This window comes from Microbacterium sp. MYb66, from assembly GCF_002979435.1.
Classification (GTDB): domain Bacteria; phylum Actinomycetota; class Actinomycetes; order Actinomycetales; family Microbacteriaceae; genus Microbacterium.
Window position 1 is genome coordinate 92,116 of record NZ_PCOV01000008.1, and the last position, 19,263, is coordinate 111,378.

Below are 19,263 nucleotides of genomic sequence, written 5' to 3' on the forward strand. Positions count from 1 at the left end.
GGGCCGGGCACCTCGCGGTGGCCGGCCCTTCGATGCGGAGACGTCAGTGCGTGTCTTCGGCTTCGATCTCGGTGCGGTCGCCCGACCACAGCGTGTGGAACGTGCCTTCCTTGTCGATGCGCTTGTAGGTGTGCGCACCGAAGAAGTCACGCTGGCCCTGCACGAGGGCGGCGGGGAGCCGGTCGGCGCGGATGCCGTCGTAGTACGACAGCGACGACGAGAACGCCGGAGCGGGGATGCCGGCTTCGGCTGCCGCGATGACGACTCGGCGCCAGGCCGCCTGGGCGCGGGTGATCGCCTCGGTGAAGTACGGGGCGGTGAGCAGAACCGGCAGCTCCGGCGTCTCGGCGTAGGCGTCGGCGATGCGGTTGAGGAACTGCGCGCGGATGATGCAGCCGCCGCGCCAGATCTTGCTGATGGCGCCGAGGTCGATGTTCCAGCCGTACTCGGCGGCGCCGGCGCGGATCTCGTCGAAGCCCTGCGAGTACGCGACGATCTTCGAGGCGTAGAGCGCCAGGCGGACATCTTCGATGAACGCGTCGGTGTCCTCGACCGAGAACTCCTCCTCCGGACCCGGCAGGTCGCGGGAGACCGCACGCTGCTCGGGGTGCGAGGAGAGGGAACGGGCGAAGGTGGCCTCGGCGATGCCGGACACGGGGACGCCGAGCGAGAGCGCCGTCTGCACCGTCCACGCTCCCGTGCCCTTGGCGCCGGCCTGGTCGAGGATCACGTCGACGAGAGGCTTGCCGGTCTCGGCATCCACCTGGCGCAGCACCTCGGCGGTGATCTCGATCAGGTACGACTCGAGCTCGCCCCGGTTCCACTCGGCGAAGATGTCCGCGATCTCAGCGGGGGTCTTTCCGGTGCCGCGGCGGATGAGGTCATAGGCCTCGGCGATGAGCTGCATGTCGGCGTACTCGATGCCGTTGTGCACCATCTTGACGAAGTGGCCGGCGCCGTCGTGGCCGACGTGCGTGACGCACGGCTCGCCCTCGGCGATCGCGGCGATCGACTTGAGGATCGGGCCGAGCGTGACCCAGGACTCGTCCGAGCCGCCGGGCATGATCGAGGGGCCGTTGAGCGCGCCCTCCTCGCCTCCGGAGATGCCGGCGCCGACGAAGTTGATGCCCGTCTCGCGGACCGCCTTCTCGCGGCGGATCGTGTCGGGGAAGTAGGCGTTGCCGCCGTCGACGATGATGTCGCCGGGCTCGAAGACCTCGACCAGCGAGTCGATCACGGCGTCGGTCGGGCCGCCGGCCTTGACCATGATGATCGCGGTGCGCGGCTTCTGCAGCGAGTCGGCGAACTCCTGGTAGGTGCGGGCGGGAACGAACCCGGCCTCGGGGTGCTCGTCGAGGAGCGTCTGGGTCTTCTCGTAGCTGCGGTTGAAGATCGCCACCGTGTTCCCCTCGCGGCTGGCGAGGTTGCGGGCGAGGTTCGACCCCATGACGGCGAGTCCGACGACTCCGATGTTCGCTGATGCTTCGGGCACAGAAGGCTCCTCGATCGTGAAGAAGGGTTGCTTTCAGAGTATCGCTGTACGGGAGGTCAGTGCTCACCTGTGTCACGGGAGGCGATGAAGCGCCGGGACACCGCGATGTCGCGATCTCCGAGGCCGGCGGCGACCAGCTCGTCGAACGCTGCGCGCAGGGTGGGCAGCAGGACAGGCGAGGTGCCGGTGGCCTCGGCGATGTCGGCGGCGAAGCCGAGATCCTTCACCATGTACTGCGCGACGCCGCTGGGGGAGTCGTCGCCTGTGACGAGCTTCTCCCGGCGGCTGTCGAGCAGGCGCGAGCCGGCGTATCCGCCGGAGAGCAGCTCCCACAGGGCGTCGAGGTCCAGTCCCGAGCGTTCGGCGAGCACCGTGGCCTCCCCGAGCGCGAGGATCGTCGCGGAGACCACGAGCTGATTGCAGGCCTTCGCGACCTCGCCGGCGCCGAGCGGACCGAGCAGGACCGGAGTGCCGCACGGGGCGAGCACCTCGGCCGCGAGGGAGGCGTCGTCGGGGTCGCCGCCGAGCATGATCGAGAGGGTGCCGGCGATCGCGCCGTCCTCACCGCCGGACACCGGGCAGTCCACGACCCGCACCCGTCCGTCGGTCTGTGCGCCCAGCCGCTCCGCGAGCGCACGGACGGCGGGGGCCGACGAGGTGGAGCCGATGAGGATGAGGAGATCTCCGGCGTCGGCGAGCAGGCCGTCCGGGCCGTCGAGCATCGCCTCGAACGGAGGCAGGTCAGGCAGCATCATGAGCAGGACGTCTACTCTGGAGGCGAGCTCGCGTGGCGTCTCCGCCCAGGAGGCTCCGGCAGCCAGCAGCTCCGGCTGCGGGCGGCGGGCGTGGATGACGAGCCGACCGTGGGCGGCGAGAAGGTGGTCGGCCATAGGGCGGCCCATCGCGCCGAGACCCACGGCGCCGACGGTGACGGATGAGATGCTCATGCGCACACGGTAGCAAGAATCCAACGGATAGAACAGTGTTCAACAGAGTGGATCTGAGCTAAGGTGAAGGTCCGAAGACTTCCCGAGGAAGGGATCAGCATGACGGGGACCGAGAAGAAGCTGCGCGCCGTCGTGGCAGTGCCGCTGCGGGAAGACCTGTGTCAGCTGATCGAAGAGCTCGAGCCTCGCGTCGAGGTGATCCGCGATCACTCTCTCATGCCGCCGATGCGCGGACCGGCGGACTGGTCGGGCGACCCGGACCACGTCCGCACGGCGAGCGAACAGCAGGCCTTCGACGAGCTCGTCGATTCGGCCGATGCGCTCTTCGGCATCCCCGATGTGGATGCGGAGGCACTGGCCAGGACCGTGGCGGCGAACCCGCGTCTGCGATGGGTCATGACGACCGCGGCGGGCGGCGGGGCCTCGGTGAAGGCCGCGGGCCTCAGCAGGGAAGACCTCGACCGGGTCGTCTTCACCACCAGTGCCGGCGTGCACGGCGGTCCTCTCGCAGAGTTCGCGGTCTTCGGAGTGATGGCGGGCGCCAAGAATCTTCCGCGACTCCTCGCGGATCAGCGCAGCCGGACCTGGCCCGACCGCTGGGAGATGCGACAGATCGATGAGCTCACGGTGCTGGTCGTCGGTCTCGGCGGCATCGGCTCGGAGTGCGCACGGCGCTTCCACGCGCTCGGCGCGCGGGTCTGGGGTACGACGCGCTCGGGGGAGCCGGTCGCGGGGGTCGATCGACTGGTGCCGCTCGACGAGCTGGTCCAGGCGGTCGCGCACGTCGATGCGATCGTCGTGACGCTGCCGGGGACCGCGCAGACCCACCATCTCATCGGCGCCGAAGTGCTCGAAGCCGTCAAGCCGGGAGCGATCATCACCAACGTCGGCCGCGGCACCGTGATCGACGAGGGCGCTCTGGTGGAGGCGCTCGACGAGGGGCGCATCGCGTTCGCCGCCCTCGACGTCTTCGAGCAGGAGCCCCTCGATGACGCATCGCCGCTCTGGACGCATCCGAACGTGCTCGTGAGCCCGCACACCGCGGCCCTCAGCTCGAAGGAAGAGGAGCGGATCGCCCGCCGCTTCGCGGAGAACGCGGCGCGCCTGCTCGATGGCGAGCCGCTGACCGCCGTCGTCGATACGGTCGAGTTCTACTGATCAGCCCGTCGGCAGTCGACTGCCGACGGCACCCCTGATGGCGGAAGGCGCGGCCATGGATGACGAGACCCGCGAAGGGCGCGACCCCGCACCCGCGGTCACCCGCAGCATCCGCCTGCTCGGCATCCTCGCCGAGGCGGGAGGGCCCCGCACGCTCACGGAGCTGGCGGGCGACCTCGGACTGGCGAAGTCGTCGACAGCGAATCTGTGCCTCGCGCTCGAAGCGGGGGGCATGATCGACCGCACGGGGCAGGGTTATCGACTGGGTGTGCGCACCGCCGAGCTGGGCGGCGCGTTCGCTGCCCAGTTCAACCAGGTGCGCGAGTTCTACAGCGTCTGCGAGGCCTCGCCGCAGCTGGCGTCCGAACTGGTCCAGGTCGCCATGCTCGATGGCTCGGATGCGCTGTACCTCGCCCGACACGAGGGTTCCCGCTCGCTCCGTCTCGGCACACCGCTGGGGTCCCGTCTCCCGGCGCCGCTGTCGGCCACGGGCCGCGCTCTGCTCGCCGCGATGAGCGACGCCGAGGTGATCGCCCTTCTGGGCGAGGATGCCGTCTTCCCGCAGCTCACGGAGCGCAGCACCACCACCATGGCCGGCCTCCTCGACGCCCTGGCCACGGCTCGTCGACGGGGCTGGGCGCTCGATGCCGAGGAGTCGTTCCGGGGCATCGTGGGTGTCGCCGTTCCGTTGGAAGGGTGGGCCCCGACCGATCCGCCGCTCGCCCTCGGGGTCGCGATCCGTGCGGCCGAAGCCGATTACGAGCGCATCGAGCGCGTGGGCGAGGCTCTGCGCGAGGCTGCCGCTGCGCTGACGAATCCGTTCAGCTCCGCCGTCCGCCGCTGACGCCTTCGTGCCGTCGCGCCGGGAGGGTGGTCTCTCTGCGTCGAAAGCGCGTCCAAAGGGTTGAACCCAATTCAACGGGCTGGTACAGTCGGGGTCACGCCGCAGGCGAAGCCGATCGAAGGAGATGGCCGTGACCGACCCCCGCACCTCAGCCCGAGCAGTGCCCGATGACCCGGAATACGCGGCGAATCTGCGCCGTGCCACGCTCGCATCGAGCATCGGCAGCGCGCTGGAGTACTTCGACTTCGCGCTCTACGGCCTCTCGACCGCGCTGATCTTCAACGTCCTGTTCTTCCCGCAGGACGATCCGGCCATGGCGACGGTCGCCGCGTTCGCGACCTTCGGCGTCGGCTTCCTGGCCCGGCCGTTCGGCGGCCTGTTCTTCGGCGTCCTCGGCGACAAGCTCGGGCGCAAATGGGTGCTGGTCGCGACCATCGTGCTGATGGGCGGGGCCTCCACCGCGATCGGCCTCCTGCCGACCTACGCCGCGATCGGCGTCTGGGCGCCGATCCTGCTGGTGCTGATGCGCCTCCTGCAGGGCTTCGGCGCCGGTGCCGAGCAGGCCGGTGCGACGGTCCTGATGGCCGAGTACGCGCCGGTCAAGCGCCGGGGCTTCTTCTCCGCCCTGCCGTTCGTCGGCATCCAGGCGGGCACGCTGCTCGCCGCGGTCGTGTTCGGTCTCATCACCCTTCTCCCCGAGGACCAGCTGCTGAGCTGGGGCTGGCGCGTTCCGTTCCTCGCCTCGTTCGCCCTGATCCTGCTCGCCCTCTTCATCCGCATGCGGCTGCGCGAGACGCCGACCTTCATCGAGCTCGAGAAGCACGAGCAGGTGGCCGACCGCCCGATCAAGGAGATCTTCACGCACGGGCTGCCCGGCGTCATCGTCGGCATCGGCCTGCGGATGGCCGAGAACGGCGGCTCCTACATGTTCCAGACCCTCGGTCTCGCCTTCTTCGTCACCGTCGTCGGTGAGGGAGCCGACAAGAGCCTGCTCACCTGGGGCGTCACGCTCGGCTCGCTGATCGGCGTCTTCTCCGTCCCGTTCACCGGTCACCTCTCCGATCGGTTCGGGCGCCGCACGGTGTACCGCTTCGGAGCCGTCTTCATGCTGGTGTACACCTTCCCTGCCTGGTGGCTGCTCTCGCTCGGCAACTACGCCGTCGCGATCGGCGTGATCGCCATCGGCATCGGCGTCGCCGTGAACAGCATGCTCGGCCCGCAGTGCGCCATGCTCCCCGAACTCTTCGGCAACCGTCACCGCTACCTGGGCGTCGCGATGGCCCGTGAGATCTCGGCCGTGCTCGCGGGAGGTCTCGCCGGTGTCCTCGGCGCGTACCTGATCGCGGTGAGCGACGGCAACTGGGTGCTCCTCGCCATCTACATGGCCGTGCTCGCCCTCATCACGACAGCGTCGACGTTCCTCGCCCCCGAGACCCTTCGCCGCGACCTCACCCGTATCGACGATGCGATCAAGGTCTCGCGTCAGGAGGGTGGCGACGATGTCTTCGCCACCACCGTCTCGATCAAGGCCGTCGGACGGTGACCGCGCTGCCGGCGGGCCTCGCCGCGTTCGATCTGACCGGGCGCACGGCGCTCGTGACGGGGTCGAGCCAGGGGATCGGCAGGACTCTCGCAGAAGGACTCGCCGGTGCGGGTGCGACGGTGGTCGTGCACGGGCGGGACGCCGCGAAGGCGCAGGAGGCGGCAGCGGAGATCGCGCTGAGCACGGGAGCCATCGTGCACAGCGTGGTCTTCGATGTGACGGATGCGGGGGAGGTTGATGCCGGAATGAGCGAGGTCGAGCGTCTGGTCGGCACCCCGCACATCCTCGTGAACAACGCGGGCATCCAACGCCGGGCTCCGATCGCGGAGTTCGCCGACGAGGACTGGGATGCGCTCGTGCAGACCAACCTCTCCAGCGTCTTCCACCTGTCCCGACGGGCAGCTGCGGGCATGATCGCCCGAGGCTCGGGCAAGATCATCCAGATCGGCAGCGTGCAATCGCAGCTCGCGCGGCCGTCGATCGCGGCGTATGCGGCGACCAAGGGTGCGATCGTGATGTTCACGAAGGGGCTGTGCGCCGACCTCGCCCCGCACGGCATCCAGGCCAATGCGATCGCCCCCGGCTACTTCGCCACCGCGCTCACGCAGCCGCTCGTGGCCGATGAGCAGTTCTCGGCATGGGTGCGGGGCCGCACGCCGGCCGGCCGCTGGGGGGACACCGGCGACCTCGTCGGCGCACTGCTGTTCCTCGCGAGCAGCGCGAGCGACTTCGTCAACGGACAGACCCTGTTCGTCGACGGCGGCATGACGGCGGTCGTCTGATGCGTATCGGTCGTATCGCCTCCGCCGACGGCCCTCGGTGGGTCCGGGAGTTCGAAGGCGGGCTGATCCCGATCTCCGACCCGTTCCTCGCCTTCGCCGAGGGTCGTGCGCCGCAGGATGAAGGCGAGGCCGTGACCGGAGCGGTCATCGCACCGGTCGACCCGCTCGTGATCGTCGGCATCGCCCAGAACGGACCGGAGCACGTCTCACCGGTGCAGGCCTGGCTCAAGAGTCCGCGGACCGTGATCGGCAGCGGCGCGGAGGTCGTGCTGCGCCGCGACGCCGGCGCTCAGGTCGCCGAGGGGGAGATCGCGATCGTGCTCGGTCGTCCGACCTCCGGGTTGACCGCGCAGAACGCACACGAATACGTGCTCGGCGTCACCGCGGTGAACGATCTCTCGAGCCCGGAGCGCGCTGCGTCCGACCCGCGCAACTTCGAGTCGAAATCGGGCGAGGGCTACACCCCGCTGGGCCCGTGGATCGACACCGGGGTCGGGATCGACGACGTGGGCCTCGAGGTGGAGATCGACGGACGGCTCGTCGCCGAGACCGGAAGCCGGCAGCTGCCCATGTCGATCAGGGAGTGTCTCGCCTACGTGGCCGCGTGGTCCCCGCTCGGCCCGGGAGACGTGGTCATGACCGGGGCCCCGCACTCGCAGGCGCCGGTGTGCCCGGGGCAGCGGGTGACGATCAGGGTGGCCGGAATCGAACTGGTCACCGCCTTCGCGTGACAGAGGAGGGAGCGCGGTGAACAACCTCGCCGTGGTGGCGCACGCCGCCGAGGATCTGCGGATCGAAGACATCGGCGCCCCGGCGCCCCGTTCCGACGAGGCCGTCGTGGGCATCGCCTACGGCGGTATCTGCGGGTCCGACCTCCACTACTGGCGGCACGGGGCGGCAGGCGCCTCGGTGCTGCGCGAGCCGATGGTCCTCGGGCACGAGGTGTCGGGGGTCGTCACCGCCGCCGCCGCGGACGGCTCCGGGCCCGCCGTCGGCACGCCCGTGGCCGTCCATCCGCTCACCGCCCACGACGATGGACGCACGCCGTGGCCCGCCGAGCATCCGAACCTCGCTCCCGCCTCGACGTATCTCGGCTCGGCGATGCACCTGCCGCACACCCAGGGCGCCTTCGCTCGTCGGGTGGCGTTGCCTGCCCGCATGCTGCACGCCCTGCCCGCGGAGCTCGATCTGCGGACGGCGGCGCTCGCCGAGCCCGCCGCGGTCGCCTGGCACGGGGTGCAGCGGGCGGGCGACGTGCGCGGTCGCCGCGTCGTCGTGATCGGCGCCGGACCCATCGGTCAGCTCGTCGCCGCGGTGGCACAGCGCGCAGGCGCGTCGTCCGTGACCGTCACCGATCTGCAGGAGAGGCCGCGCGGGATCGCCGAGGCGCGCGGCATCGATGCGATCGACGCGCGGGCGGAACGCGAGATCTCCGAGCTGCACGCCGACGTCGTCGTCGAATCGAGCGGGACCGTGCCCGGCCTGGCGGCGGCGGTCTCCGCGGCTGTTCGCGGCGGCACCGTGGTGATGCTGGGACTGCAGCGCGGAGGCGAGGTTCCCGCGCCCCTGGCGACGGCCATCACCCGGGAGCTCACCCTGCGCGGCTCCTTCCGGTTCGGCGCGGAGTTCGACGAGGTGATCGCCGCGCTGGCCGACGGCAGTCTCGATGTGCGCGGTATCATCAGCCAGGTGCTGCCCGTGGACGATGCGCTCGACGCCTTCGCGCTGGCCGCCGATCCTGCGAGCTCCTGCAAGGTGCTCATCGACTTTGGCTGGGAGGGATGAGTGTGCGCATCGTCGTGATGGGTCCGAGCGGCTCGGGGAAGTCGACGGTGGGGGCGTTCCTGGCCGATGCTCTCGGAGCCCGCTTCATCGACGGCGACGACCTGCATCCTGAGGCGAACGTCCGCAAGATGGCCGCCGGCATACCCCTGGACGACGCGGATCGACGGCCCTGGCTCGGTCTCGTCGGCGAGACCCTGCGCGGGGAGGAGCGGATCGTCATCGCCTGCTCTGCGCTCCGACGCGCCTACCGAGACCTGATCAGAGCGGAATCTCCGGACGCCTTCTTCGCGGAACTCGCGATCGGGCGTGCGGTGCTGGAGGAGCGGATGCGCCTGCGCGCAGACCACTTCATGCCGGCGGCGCTCCTGGATTCGCAGCTCGAGACCCTCGAGTCGCTGGAAGACGACGAGTACGGCATCCGCGTCGATGAGTCGGCGGACGTGAAGACGGCCTCTGCCGCGATCGCCGCGGCGGCACAGCGGCAGCGCTGAGCCCGCGGGCGGCTTTCAGTCCTTGCGGTAGCCCGAGCGGCCCATGGCGAAGAGGGCGCCGAGGCTGCCCACGACGGCGCACACGGTCATGGCACCGATCAGCCAGAGGAGTGCGTGCGAGAGGAAGGCGCCGTCGAGCATGGGGGTTCTCCGTGTTCTGCAGAAAAGGACCGGTGTCCTCAGCCTATCGGGTCATCCGGTACCATTGAGGCTGTACCTCGGCGAGGGATGCTTCTGCGCGTGCGCGAACATCCGTTATCGACGCGGCGAAGCAAGCCGGTGGCTTTCCTCACGCGTCCGCGCTCGAGTTCGATAATTCCAAGACCACCGCGCGGCGCCTTCGCTGCGTGCCCCGAAGGAGAACCCCATGTCTGAAGACACCAAGGTCCACGCCGAGCTCCGCGAGAGCTTCGGCAAGGGCTTCGCCCGCCGTCTGCGCGCCGCCGGCAAGATCCCCGCCGTCATCTACGGCCACGGCACCGAGCCGGTGCACGTCGCGCTGCCGGGCCACCAGGTCTCGCTCATCATCCGCCGTGCCAACGCGCTCCTCGAGCTCGACATCGAGGGCAAGTCTCAGCTCGCCCTCGTCAAGGACGTCCAGCGCGACCCGGTGCACCAGATCATCGAGCACATCGACCTCCTGGTCGTGAAGAAGGGCGAGAAGGTCGCTATCGACGTGCCGATCATCGTCACCGGCGAGTCGGCACCCGGCACCATCGCGAACCTCGACGCCACGACGCTGTCGATCGAGGCCGAGGCCACCCACATCCCGCAGAACCTCGAGATCTCCGTCGAGGGCCTCGAGGAGGGTGCGCACATCACCGCCGCCGACGTCGCACTGCCCAAGGGCTCGACGCTGCTCAGCGACCCCGAGGTCCTGGTCATCGCGATCTCCGTCCCGGCCGCACCGGTCGAGGACGACGCCGAGGCCCCGGCCGAGGCAGAGGCAACCGAGGAGCCCGCCGCGGAGTGATCTCCGCCCGCTTCATCACAGAGGGGACGCGATCCGATCGCGTCCCCTCTGTCGTATCCTGACCCGGGGTCCCGCACCCGCGCACTGAGAGGACGAGGACATGGCATCGACCTGGCTCGTGGTGGGGCTCGGCAACCCGGGCCCCCGGTATGAGGAGACTCGGCACAACATCGGACAGATGGTGGTCGATGAGCTCGCCGCGCGCAGGAGCGAGGCGTTCCGCGAGCACAAGAGCGGCGCCAGGGTCGTTGAGACGTGGTTGCGGCCCGGCGCGGACAAACTGGTCCTCGCGAAGCCGAACACCTTCATGAACGTCTCCGGCACGCCGGTGGCGGCGTTGGCGCGGTTCTATTCGGTGCCTGCCGATCAGGTCATCGTCGTGCACGATGAGCTCGACATCCCCTTCGACACGGTCAAGCTCAAGACCGGTGGCGGGCACGGCGGCCACAACGGCGTGCGCGATGTCGCGCGCGCGCTGGGCACGGCCGACTTCCCGCGAGTGCGGGTGGGCATCGGTCGTCCGGTCGGGCGTCAGGACCCTGCGGACTGGGTGCTCGCACCATTCGGCAAGGAGGAACGGCCGAACCTGCCGCTTCTCGTCGCGGATGCCGCCGATGCGGTCGAGCTCCTCGTCGGCGAGGGGCTGCTCGCCGCGCAGCAGAAGCACCACGCGCCGCGCTGAGACAGGCGCGCCGCTGCCCGGGTGAGCCGAGTCAGCTCGTGTAGGTGGCGAAGCCGGCGGCACCGCCCGTGGCGAACGCGATGCCCAGCACGACGAAGAAGATCACCGCAGCGAACACGGCGACGACGAGGGCGGCGATGCCGGTTCCGCGCCCCTGCTTCTTGCGGATGGCGATGATGCCGAGCACGATCGCGGCGATGCCCAGGATGGTCCCGCCCCAGAAGGACAGCTCCGCCCACAGCACCTGATCGCGTGCGGGCGAGAGCGCGCTGAGGTCGCCCCTGCTCGTCGAGATGCCCTGCGGGAGGAGTCGACCGATCTCGAACGCGTTGATCCCCGCGACGATCGGCGTGACGATCGCGGCCACGAGCGCGAGGCCCAGCGCGAGCATTCCGAGGAAGCCGGAGGGGCGTGCCGCCGTCTCGGGGACCGTGTAGGCGCCTGCGGGTGCGGCGTAGCCGCCGACCGGGACCTGATACGCCCCGGGAGGGGCGGCCGGATACGCAGGCGCCGGCGCAGCCTGGGGGGCCTGTGCGCTCGGGTACGTCGGCGGTGCCGGGTACGCGGGGTCTGTCGGAGACTGCGCGCCCGCGGATGCTGCCGCCTCGACCGTCGGAGCAGGGTACGCCGGGGGCGGTGGGAACGCGCCGGACGGTGCTGCCGGGGCAGTGGGCACCGGCGGAACCGCGGTCGCGGGTGGGACCGGAGGTTCGGGAGTCGAGGCGCCGGACGGGGGAGGCAGCTGCGGATCAGTCACGACCCCCATCCTAGGATGACGCTCAGACGCGGCGGAGCAGCCCCACGCGGTCGTAGACGTTCGACAGAGTGGCGTCGGCGACGGCGTCCGCGCGCCCGGCGTTCTCCGCCAGGATGCGGTCGAGCTCCGCAGGGTCGTCGAGCAGTTCGAGCGCACGTGCCCGCACCGGCCCGAACTCGTTCACCACGACCTCGGCGAGACCCTTCTTGAAGTCTCCGTAGCCGCGTCCTGCGTACTCATCCTCGATCGCCGCGACCTGGCGACCGCTGAGGGCGGCGTAGATGGTGAGGAGGTTCGAGACCCCCGGCTTGTTCTCGCGGTCGAACCGCACGGAGCCCTCGTTGTCGGTCACCGCGCGCATGATCTTCTTCGCGGACTTCGCGGGGTCGTCGAGCATCCACAGCACGCCGGCATCGCTCTCGGCCGACTTCGACATCTTCGCGGTGGGGTTCTGCAGGTCGTAGATGCGGGCGGTCTCCTTCTGGATGACCGGCATCGGTACCGTGAAGGTCTCCCCGAAGCGGGAGTTGAAGCGCTCGGCGAGATCACGGGTGAGCTCGACGTGCTGCTTCTGATCGTCGCCCACCGGCACCACGTCGGTCTGGTAGAGCAGGATGTCGGCGGCCATGAGCACCGGGTAGGTGAACAGTCCGACGCTGGTCGCGTCGGCCCCGTAGCGCGTCGACTTGTCCTTGAACTGCGTCATCCGGCCGGCTTCGCCGAAACCGGTGATCGTGCTGAGAATCCACGCGAGCTCGGCGTGGGCGCGCACGTGGGACTGCACGTACAGCGTCGACAGCGAGGGCTCTATGCCCGCGGCGATGTACTGCGCCGCGGTGCGCCGCGTCTTCTCGCGCAGTTCGGCGGGGTCCTGGGCGACGGTGAGGGCGTGGAGGTCGACGACGGAGAAGTAGGCGTCGTAGGAGCTCTGCAGATCCCGCCACTGGAGCAGCGCGCCGATGTAGTTGCCGATCTGGAGGGAGTCGGCGGAGGGCTGCATTCCGGAGTAAAGGCGAGGTTTCGTCACGCTGTCAATCCTATGGGGTGTGTGCGGGACCCCTACGATGGGCCCATGACCTCTGCTCCTCCTCGCGCGCGGTCGCGCGCGGACGGAGCCCTCTACGTCGAGATCCTCATCCGGGCGCCCCTGGACGAGGTGTGGCGGCTGACGCAGGATCCGGCCTCGCATGTGCGGTGGGACGCACGATTCAGCGACATCGTGCCGCAGCGCACCCGGGCGGATGGCGCGCGAGAGTTCCGGTACGAGCTCGATCTCGTCGTCCACACCATCCGGGGAACCGGTGTCTCCCTCGCCACGAAGCAGGCTCAGGCGGGGGAGCGGACTTCCGCGCTGCTCTTCGACACGGACGATGCGCTCTCACCGCTCGGCGCGGGCCGCGGGTACTGGCGCTACATCCCGACCGCGGAGGGCGTCCGGTTCCTCACCGGCTACGACTACGCCCCGGGATGGGGATGGCTCGGGCGGGTGGTCGACCCGTTGATCACCCGACGGTTCGTGTGGTGGCTCACCGCGCGCAGCTTCGACCGCCTGCGTCTGTGGGCGGAGGAAGGCATCATGCCGGAGCACACCAGCGGATGGCGCTCCCTGCGTCGCGGCTTCCGTCCCAGGGCACGCAACTGCCTCTCCCGTCCGCCGGGGCGCACGGGACGGACGATCATGGGAGACGCGCCGGGCACGCTCGAGGCGATCTCATGACGATGACGAACGGGATCTTCGAGCGCGCGCTCGGAGAGGACTACGCGCGGCTCCACCCGCAGCTGCAGCGGCGCTTCGGGGTCGGCGTCGATGCCGGGTACGGCTGTATCGGACGAGGGGTGATGACGGAGGTGCGTCGGGGCCCGTGGTGGACGCTGCCCTTCCTCCTGGTCGGGACGTTCCGCAACATCCTCTTCCCGGAGCGGGGTCGCGATGTCCCGTTCCGGATCGACAACCATGCGTACATCGACGACTTCGGCCGCGAGACCGTCACTTTCGTCCGGACGATGGATGTGCGCCCCGGGCGTCGTCGACGCTTCGACGCGACGATGATCTACAGCGACGCCCGCCGCCGTGTCGTCGACTACCTGGGCACACACCAGCACCTGGCGGTCGACCTGGATCTCGCCGTGACCGACGACGGCGGTCTGCGTCTCACGTCGGGAGAGCAGCGGTTCTACGAGGGGCCGCTCGCCTTCCGCTTCCCGATGCTGTTCTCCGGGCGCGCCCGGTTGGTCGAACGATACGACGATGAGCAGGAGCGCTTCCTGATCGATCTCGAGATCCACAACGACGTCTTCGGGTTCCTGTTCGGCTACCGTGGTGCCTTCACGTGCGAGTTCGTCGACGGGCCGGCGCCGACCACCGTCAAGCCGTATCGTGAGGAGCCCCGCGAATGACCGCGCGCGGAGAGGTCTTCCTCGCCGCTCTGGGCGACGACGCGGAACGGCTGCACCCGGAGATCCTCCGGCAGATGCGCGTCGAGGCGGAGCGCGACAGCGCGGAGGGCGTGTTCACGGTCGCCGGGAGCCGCTTCGGACGCCTCGCGGGGCTCGCGTCGCCCGTCGTCGGCCCCGGCCTGCTCGTCACCCGGTTCGCGCGGCATGTGCCGTTCCGGATCGACACCGTGTCCGGACGGTCACGGTCAGGGCGGGCGACGCTCGCCACCGTTCGGGAGTTCCGCTTCCCGGGTGCGACCCAGCACGTCGAGGATCGTCTCTTCGCGACCGGGCACCCCGGCATCGTCCAGAACGCGCTGGGGGCCCGTGGTCGGGTGGAGATGCTCGAAGAATGCTCCGTGACGCCAGAGGGCGCGTTGCGTATGCGCACCCGCGCCGTCGCACTGCGGGTGGGCCGACGTCGGATCGCGCTCCGCGGCATCCTGGGCGTCGCCGTCGAGCTCGTCGACGGCTGGGACGAGGCTCGTCGTCGGCGCACCATCGAGATGCGTGCGACGAGCCCGCTTGTCGGAACCGTGCTGGAGTATCGCGGGTGGTATCGCTACGCGGGGGAGCCCACGTCCGTCGCCGAGCGCGCTCTCGACTCCGATCAGTAGCGGTAGTCGACGACGACCGGAGCGTGATCGCTCCAGCGCTGGTCGTACGCCGCGGCCCTGGCCACGTGGTAGGTCTCGACCCGCTCGGCAAGTCCCGGCGTCGCGAGGTGGTAGTCGATGCGCCAGCCGGAGTCGTTGTCGAACGCCTGCCCGCGCATGGACCACCAGGTGTACGGGCCGTCGACCTCCCCGTGGAATCTCCGTCCCACGTCGACCCAGCCGAGGCCGGTGCCCAGAGTGCCGTCGACACCGGAGACCTCGGTTCCCGCCTCGCCGAGGAAGCGGTCGAAATACGCGCGCTCCCGGGGCAGGAAACCGGCCTTCTTGCGGTTGCCGCGCCAGTTCTTGATGTCGAGCTCGCGGTGCCCGACGTTGAGGTCGCCGGTCACGAGGGCGAGCGCGCCATCGGCGCCGAGCTCGCCGAGCCTGGTGCCGAACGCGTCGAGGAACTTCCACTTCTCGTCCTGCTTCGGAGTGTCGGCCTCGCCGGAGTGCACGTACGCGCTCACCACCGTCAAGGGGCGGTCGCCGAGGAGGTAGTCGGCCTCGATCCAGCGTCCCTTGGAGTCGAAGTCCTCAGGCCCGAACTCGGTGCGTGAGGCGAGTGCCGGTGTGCGGCTGGCGATGGCGACTCCGGCGCGTCCCTTGGCCGTGGCCTCATCGTGGACGAAGGACCATCCGGGCAGCGCGGCCTCGAGGTGCTCATCCTGCCCGCGAACCTCCTGCAGGGTGAGGATGTCGACGCCGGCCTCGTCGAGCCAGCCGCTCATCCCGTTGCGAGCCGCCGCTCGGATTCCGTTGACATTGACCGTGGCGATACGCAGATGAGGCATGGGTACAAGCCTAACGAGCGCCGCCGACATCCCGACCGGAGCGGTTCAGCTCGGACAGCAGCCGCTGTGCGAGAGGTGTGGTCGAATCGGCGGGCGGGGGAGGGGACGCCTCGAGATCATGGAGCTCCTCCTCCGCGTCGCGGACGGCCTTCGCCGCGACCCACGCCCGGTACCAGGGCGCGCTCGCGCGGGCAGCATGAGCCTCGCGCACACGGATGCGCGCCGCCGTCAGCAGCGCCTGGTACTCGGCCACACGACGCTCGGCCTCCGTCTGCTGGAGCAGCGGAAGATCACGGTCCTGCGCGGCGACCGCGATCCACGACGAGGCCACCAGCATCACGACCCCGTTCACGCGGAACCACAGCAGGAGTCCGATGAAGATGGCGAACGTGGCGAGCAGAGGATTCGAGGGCGTGTAGCTCAACAGGAAGCCTGCTCCGTACTGGAGGATGGTCATCGCGCCGCCGCCGAGGAGGGCTCCCGGCCAGATGGTGCGCCAGCGCAGTGACGTCCCGGTGAGGAAGCGGACCATCGCGGCCAGTGCGGCCGACATCAGGGCGAACGAGACCAGGACCGTCCCGATGCGGATGCTGATGTTGACTCCGTCGGAGCCGGAATCCCAGCCCAGCAGGCTGAGGAGCCAGCTCAGCACGGCGGCGCTGGCGGAGCTGAGGATCGAGCCGACGACGAGCGCGGCACCGAAGATCACAGCGGCCAGCAGGTCCCGGGCCTTCAGGATGACGTAGCTGCGGCGGTCGGGCGGGAGGCCGAAGATGTCTCTGGTCGCCCGGCGCGAGAAGGTGACCCAGCCGATCGCGGTCCAGATCACGGTGCCGAGCGCGATCAGACCTGTGACGCTCAGGACGCCGGTCGTGCTGGCGGCGATCTCCTTCACCTGGTCGGGCGTGACGACGCCGCCCTCGGGAAGGATCAGATTGGGGATGTAGCTGTTGATCATGGCGATCAGGCCGTCGACGGCCTCCTCGCTGCCACCGAGCCAGAGACCGGCGATGGCGAAGGCGAGGTAGATCGCCGCGAAGATCGCGAAGAGGGCCTGGTAGCTGACGCCCGCGGCGAGGAGGAACCCGTTGTGCTGCAGGAAGTGTCGCCAGACGCGGACGGGGAACAGGCCGAGCGTGCGCTGCGTCAGCGCTGTCGCACGCTCGACGGCCGCATCGAGACGACCGGGCTCGGCCGCGGAGCCATCGGGTTCAGACACGTCCCCACCCTATCCAAGCGGCGGGCGGGCGAGAGCGCGCGCAGAGACGAGAACAGGCGGCCCCGCAAGGGGACCGCCTGTTCGGGAGCGCATTCGTGCTGCGGCCGTCAGGGACGACCGCGGAGCACGGCCTGCTTGACCTCGGCGATGGCCTTGGTGACCTCGATGCCACGGGGGCAGGCCTCGGAGCAGTTGAAGGTCGTGCGGCAGCGCCACACGCCTTCCTTGTCGTTCAGGATGTCGAGGCGGACCGCCGCGTTGTCGTCGCGCGAGTCGAAGATGAAGCGGTGCGCGTTGACGATCGCGGCCGGGCCGAAGTACTGGCCGTCGGTCCAGAACACGGGGCACGACGAGGTGCAGGCGGCGCAGAGGATGCACTTGGTCGTGTCGTCGAAGATCTCGCGGTCCGCGATGGACTGCACGCGCTCCTTGCCCTTCTCCGGCACGGAGCTCGCGACGAGGAACGGCTGCACCTCGCGGTACGACGCGAAGAACGGCTCCATGTCGACGACGAGGTCCTTCTCGAGGGGGAGGCCCTTGATCGCCTCGACGTAGATCGGCTTCGAGATGTCGAGGTCCTTGATCAGCGTCTTGCAGGCGAGGCGGTTGCGGCCGTTGATGCGCATGGCATCGGAGCCGCAGATGCCGTGAGCGCAGGAGCGGCGGAAGGTCAGCGAGCCGTCGACCTCCCACTTGATCTTGTGCAGGGCGTCGAGGACGCGGTCCGTGGAGTAGAGCTCCACGTCGTAGTCCACCCAGTGCGGCTCCGCGTCGACCTCGGGGTCGAACCGGCGGATGTTGAAGGTGACGATGAAGGACTGGATCCCGGTCTCTTCGGCGGTGTCGGCGGGAGCTTCAGCGATGGCGTTCGACATGCTCAGTACTTCCTCTCCATCGGCGGGTAGTTGAACTCACCCTGCTCGTTCTTCGTGAACACGACCGGCTTCCAGTCGAGCTTGATGTGATCGCTCGGTGTGGAGGAGTGCGGGTCGCCGGTCAGGTAGGCCATGGTGTGCTGCATGTACTTCTCGTCGTCGCGCTTCGGGAAGTCGTCGCGCATGTGGCCGCCCCGGCTCTCCTCGCGGTTCTGGGCGGCGTAGACGACGACCTCGGCGATGTCGAGCAGGAAGCCCAGTTCGACGGCCTCGAGCAGGTCGGTGTTGAACCGCTGCCCCTTGTCGTCGACGTGCACGTTCTTGTAGCGCTCGCGCAGTTCGGCGATCACGCCGAGCACGTGCTGGAGCGAGTCGTGCGTGCGGAACACCTGCGCACCCTTGTCCATCTCGTCCTGCAGCGTCTTGCGCAGGACGGCGATGCGCTCGGTGCCCTGGTTGTTGCGCAGGTCCTCGAGCATGCCGGACACGAATGCCGCGGGGTTCTCGGGGAGCGGGACGAACTCGGCGGTCTTGACGTACTCCACCGCGTTGCGCCCTGCGCGCTTGCCGAAGACGTTGATGTCGAGCAGCGAGTTGGTGCCGAGACGGTTGGCGCCGTGCACCGAGACGCAGGCGCACTCACCCGCCGCATACAGGCCGGGGACGACGGTGGTGTTGTCTGCGAGGACCTCGCCGTCGTTGTTCGTGGGGATGCCGCCCATCGCGTAGTGCGCGGTCGGCATCACGGGCACGGGCTCGACGACGGGGTCGACGCCCAGGTACGTCCGGGCGAACTCCGTGATGTCGGGCAGCTTGGTCTCGAGCACCTCGGCGCCAAGGTGCGTGCAGTCCAGCAGCACGTAGTCCTTGTGAGGGCCTGCGCCGCGGCCGTCGAGGACTTCCTGCACCATGCAGCGCGCGACGATGTCACGGGGCGCGAGGTCCTTGATGGTGGGGGCGTAGCGCTCCATGAAGCGCTCGCCGGAAGCGTTGCGCAGGATCGCGCCCTCGCCTCGCGCGCCCTCGGTGAGGAGGATGCCCAGACCGGCGAGGCCGGTCGGGTGGAACTGGAAGAACTCCAGGTCCTCGAGGGGGAGGCCCTTGCGCCAGACGATGCCGACGCCGTCGCCGGTGAGGGTGTGCGCGTTCGAGGTCGTCTTGAAGATCTTGCCGAAGCCGCCGGTCGCGAAGATCACGGCCTTCGCCTGGAAGACGTGCAGCTCACCGGTCGACAGGTCGTAGGAGACGACGCCGGCGACCTGGGTCTTGCCGTCGGCATCCTTCACCGTCAGCAGATCCAGCACGTAGAACTCGTTGAAGAAGTTGATGCCGAGCTTGACGCAGTTCTGGAACAGCGTCTGCAGGATCATGTGACCGGTGCGGTCGGCGGCGTAGCACGCGCGTCGGACCGGGGTCTTGCCGTGCTCGGCCGTGTGGCCGCCGAAGCGCCGCTGGTCGATCTTGCCCTCGGGGGTGCGGTTGAAGGGGAGGCCCATGTTCTCGAGGTCGATGACCGCGTCGATGGCCTCCTTCGCGAGGATCTCGGCCGCGTCCTGGTCGACGAGGTAGTCGCCGCCCTTGACGGTGTCGAAGGTGTGCCACTCCCAGGAGTCCTCTTCGACGTTCGCGAGGGCTGCCGCCATGCCTCCCTGCGCCGCACCGGTGTGGGAACGAGTGGGATACAGCTTGGAGATCACCGCGGTCTTCGCCCCGGGGCCCGCCTCGATGGCGGCGCGCATGCCGGCACCACCGGCTCCCACGATGACGATGTCGAACTGGTGGTAGTGCACGCCGTCACGGATGACGGAATCCTGCGTCTCGGTAGTCAC

At 69.4% G+C, this 19,263-nt stretch carries 21 protein-coding genes; 12 read left to right on the forward strand and 9 right to left on the reverse strand.

From position 1 onward, the window contains the following. Positions 1 to 43 precede the first annotated feature (43 nt). Together gndA and CQ045_RS15180 are read right to left on the reverse strand one after the other, a co-directional pair. Positions 44 to 1,492 (reverse strand): NADP-dependent phosphogluconate dehydrogenase, encoded by a 1,449-nt coding sequence (gndA, locus tag CQ045_RS15175; RefSeq protein WP_105725194.1) that lies wholly within the window; start codon positions 1,490 to 1,492, stop codon positions 44 to 46. Between the two features lie 56 nt (positions 1,493 to 1,548). Further along, complete coding sequence (locus tag CQ045_RS15180) at positions 1,549 to 2,439, reverse strand: NAD(P)-dependent oxidoreductase (RefSeq protein ID WP_105725196.1); 891 nt, start codon at positions 2,437 to 2,439, stop codon at positions 1,549 to 1,551. 99 nt (positions 2,440 to 2,538) lie between these two features. Between CQ045_RS15180 and CQ045_RS15185 the strand changes: the two genes are divergently transcribed. The 7 genes from CQ045_RS15185 to CQ045_RS15215 all read left to right on the forward strand — a co-directional run bounded on the left by CQ045_RS15185 (position 2,539) and on the right by CQ045_RS15215 (position 9,042). Next, positions 2,539 to 3,597 (forward strand): D-2-hydroxyacid dehydrogenase, encoded by a 1,059-nt coding sequence (locus CQ045_RS15185; protein ID WP_105725198.1) that lies wholly within the window; start codon positions 2,539 to 2,541, stop codon positions 3,595 to 3,597. Positions 3,598 to 3,652: 55 nt separating this feature from the next. Beyond that, positions 3,653 to 4,441 (forward strand): IclR family transcriptional regulator, encoded by a 789-nt coding sequence (locus tag CQ045_RS15190; protein ID WP_105725200.1) that lies wholly within the window; start codon positions 3,653 to 3,655, stop codon positions 4,439 to 4,441. 124 nt (positions 4,442 to 4,565) lie between these two features. After that, a complete protein-coding gene (locus CQ045_RS15195) occupies positions 4,566 to 5,984 on the forward strand; it encodes an MFS transporter (protein WP_105725202.1) in 1,419 nt (472 codons plus the stop codon). After that, complete coding sequence (locus CQ045_RS15200; protein ID WP_105725204.1) at positions 5,981 to 6,766, forward strand: SDR family oxidoreductase; 786 nt, start codon at positions 5,981 to 5,983, stop codon at positions 6,764 to 6,766. The genes CQ045_RS15195 and CQ045_RS15200 overlap by 4 nt, the downstream gene beginning before the upstream one ends. Next, positions 6,766 to 7,497 (forward strand): fumarylacetoacetate hydrolase family protein, encoded by a 732-nt coding sequence (locus CQ045_RS15205; protein WP_105725206.1) that lies wholly within the window; start codon positions 6,766 to 6,768, stop codon positions 7,495 to 7,497. The genes CQ045_RS15200 and CQ045_RS15205 overlap by 1 nt, the downstream gene beginning before the upstream one ends. A gap of 16 nt (positions 7,498 to 7,513) precedes the next feature. Beyond that, complete coding sequence (locus CQ045_RS15210) at positions 7,514 to 8,551, forward strand: zinc-binding dehydrogenase (RefSeq protein ID WP_105725208.1); 1,038 nt, start codon at positions 7,514 to 7,516, stop codon at positions 8,549 to 8,551. Beyond that, positions 8,548 to 9,042, forward strand: a complete 495-nt coding sequence (locus tag CQ045_RS15215) for a gluconokinase (protein WP_105725210.1) — start codon at positions 8,548 to 8,550, stop codon at positions 9,040 to 9,042. The genes CQ045_RS15210 and CQ045_RS15215 overlap by 4 nt, the downstream gene beginning before the upstream one ends. A gap of 15 nt (positions 9,043 to 9,057) precedes the next feature. On the opposite strand, the gene CQ045_RS19080 is transcribed toward CQ045_RS15215, so the two are convergent. Further along, the gene (locus CQ045_RS19080) at positions 9,058 to 9,183 is read right to left on the reverse strand and encodes a hypothetical protein (RefSeq protein WP_258131090.1); all 126 of its coding nucleotides are present in this window, start codon (positions 9,181 to 9,183) and stop codon (positions 9,058 to 9,060) included. A gap of 226 nt (positions 9,184 to 9,409) precedes the next feature. On the opposite strand from CQ045_RS19080, the gene CQ045_RS15220 reads away from it, so the two are divergent. Both CQ045_RS15220 and pth read left to right on the forward strand, forming a co-directional pair. Beyond that, positions 9,410 to 10,015, forward strand: a complete 606-nt coding sequence (locus CQ045_RS15220) for a 50S ribosomal protein L25/general stress protein Ctc (RefSeq protein ID WP_105725212.1) — start codon at positions 9,410 to 9,412, stop codon at positions 10,013 to 10,015. Between the two features lie 100 nt (positions 10,016 to 10,115). Further along, positions 10,116 to 10,697 carry an aminoacyl-tRNA hydrolase gene (gene pth, locus CQ045_RS15225; RefSeq protein WP_105725214.1) on the forward strand — a complete coding sequence of 194 codons (582 nt, stop codon included), beginning with the start codon at positions 10,116 to 10,118 and terminating at the stop codon, positions 10,695 to 10,697. A 31-nt stretch (positions 10,698 to 10,728) separates the two neighbouring features. Here pth and CQ045_RS15230 read toward each other — a convergent pair whose 3' ends face one another. Beyond that, complete coding sequence (locus CQ045_RS15230; protein ID WP_258131091.1) at positions 10,729 to 11,454, reverse strand: hypothetical protein; 726 nt, start codon at positions 11,452 to 11,454, stop codon at positions 10,729 to 10,731. Between the two features lie 22 nt (positions 11,455 to 11,476). Continuing rightward, positions 11,477 to 12,481: a tryptophan--tRNA ligase gene (gene trpS, locus CQ045_RS15235; protein WP_105725216.1), complete on the reverse strand. Its 1,005-nt coding sequence runs from the start codon at positions 12,479 to 12,481 to the stop codon at positions 11,477 to 11,479. A gap of 45 nt (positions 12,482 to 12,526) precedes the next feature. On the opposite strand from trpS, the gene CQ045_RS15240 reads away from it, so the two are divergent. Genes CQ045_RS15240 through CQ045_RS15250 form a run of 3 tightly spaced genes read left to right on the forward strand, consistent with a single transcriptional unit; the run spans position 12,527 to position 14,507 of the window. Next, the gene (locus tag CQ045_RS15240) at positions 12,527 to 13,171 is read left to right on the forward strand and encodes a hypothetical protein (RefSeq protein ID WP_105725218.1); all 645 of its coding nucleotides are present in this window, start codon (positions 12,527 to 12,529) and stop codon (positions 13,169 to 13,171) included. Next, positions 13,168 to 13,851, forward strand: a complete 684-nt coding sequence (locus tag CQ045_RS15245) for a DUF4166 domain-containing protein (RefSeq protein WP_105725220.1) — start codon at positions 13,168 to 13,170, stop codon at positions 13,849 to 13,851. The genes CQ045_RS15240 and CQ045_RS15245 overlap by 4 nt, the downstream gene beginning before the upstream one ends. Then, on the forward strand, positions 13,848 to 14,507 hold the full coding sequence (locus tag CQ045_RS15250) for a DUF4166 domain-containing protein (protein WP_105725223.1): 660 nt from the start codon (positions 13,848 to 13,850) through the stop codon (positions 14,505 to 14,507). The genes CQ045_RS15245 and CQ045_RS15250 overlap by 4 nt, the downstream gene beginning before the upstream one ends. Here the strand turns inward: CQ045_RS15250 and CQ045_RS15255 are convergent. The 4 genes from CQ045_RS15255 to sdhA form a co-directional block, all read right to left on the reverse strand. After that, positions 14,501 to 15,340 carry an exodeoxyribonuclease III gene (locus tag CQ045_RS15255; protein WP_181156594.1) on the reverse strand — a complete coding sequence of 280 codons (840 nt, stop codon included), beginning with the start codon at positions 15,338 to 15,340 and terminating at the stop codon, positions 14,501 to 14,503. The two genes, CQ045_RS15250 and CQ045_RS15255, sit on opposite strands and share 7 nt — an antisense overlap. A 10-nt stretch (positions 15,341 to 15,350) precedes the next feature. Continuing rightward, a complete protein-coding gene (locus CQ045_RS15260; RefSeq protein WP_105725227.1) occupies positions 15,351 to 16,559 on the reverse strand; it encodes a YihY/virulence factor BrkB family protein in 1,209 nt (402 codons plus the stop codon). 107 nt (positions 16,560 to 16,666) lie between these two features. Beyond that, the gene (locus CQ045_RS15265) at positions 16,667 to 17,434 is read right to left on the reverse strand and encodes a succinate dehydrogenase iron-sulfur subunit (protein ID WP_105725229.1); all 768 of its coding nucleotides are present in this window, start codon (positions 17,432 to 17,434) and stop codon (positions 16,667 to 16,669) included. Between the two features lie 2 nt (positions 17,435 to 17,436). Then, entirely contained in the window at positions 17,437 to 19,263 is a 1,827-nt protein-coding gene (gene sdhA / locus CQ045_RS15270) for a succinate dehydrogenase flavoprotein subunit (RefSeq protein ID WP_105725232.1), read from the reverse strand.

Coding starts and splice junctions, on each gene's coding strand:
- CQ045_RS15180 (WP_105725196.1), bottom strand. CDS start 2,439: ATGAGCATCTCATCCGTCACCGTCGGCGCCGTGGGTCTCGGCGCGATG.
- CQ045_RS15190 (WP_105725200.1), top strand. CDS start 3,653: ATGGATGACGAGACCCGCGAAGGGCGCGACCCCGCACCCGCGGTCACC.
- CQ045_RS15240 (WP_105725218.1), top strand. CDS start 12,527: ATGACCTCTGCTCCTCCTCGCGCGCGGTCGCGCGCGGACGGAGCCCTC.
- CQ045_RS15245 (WP_105725220.1), top strand. CDS start 13,168: ATGACGATGACGAACGGGATCTTCGAGCGCGCGCTCGGAGAGGACTAC.
- CQ045_RS15195 (WP_105725202.1), top strand. CDS start 4,566: ATGGCCGTGACCGACCCCCGCACCTCAGCCCGAGCAGTGCCCGATGAC.
- CQ045_RS15265 (WP_105725229.1), bottom strand. CDS start 17,434: ATGTCGAACGCCATCGCTGAAGCTCCCGCCGACACCGCCGAAGAGACC.
- CQ045_RS15255 (WP_181156594.1), bottom strand. CDS start 15,340: ATGCCTCATCTGCGTATCGCCACGGTCAATGTCAACGGAATCCGAGCG.
- pth (WP_105725214.1), top strand. CDS start 10,116: ATGGCATCGACCTGGCTCGTGGTGGGGCTCGGCAACCCGGGCCCCCGG.
- CQ045_RS19080 (WP_258131090.1), bottom strand. CDS start 9,183: ATGCTCGACGGCGCCTTCCTCTCGCACGCACTCCTCTGGCTGATCGGT.
- CQ045_RS15205 (WP_105725206.1), top strand. CDS start 6,766: ATGCGTATCGGTCGTATCGCCTCCGCCGACGGCCCTCGGTGGGTCCGG.
- CQ045_RS15220 (WP_105725212.1), top strand. CDS start 9,410: ATGTCTGAAGACACCAAGGTCCACGCCGAGCTCCGCGAGAGCTTCGGC.
- CQ045_RS15185 (WP_105725198.1), top strand. CDS start 2,539: ATGACGGGGACCGAGAAGAAGCTGCGCGCCGTCGTGGCAGTGCCGCTG.
- CQ045_RS15215 (WP_105725210.1), top strand. CDS start 8,548: ATGAGTGTGCGCATCGTCGTGATGGGTCCGAGCGGCTCGGGGAAGTCG.
- CQ045_RS15250 (WP_105725223.1), top strand. CDS start 13,848: ATGACCGCGCGCGGAGAGGTCTTCCTCGCCGCTCTGGGCGACGACGCG.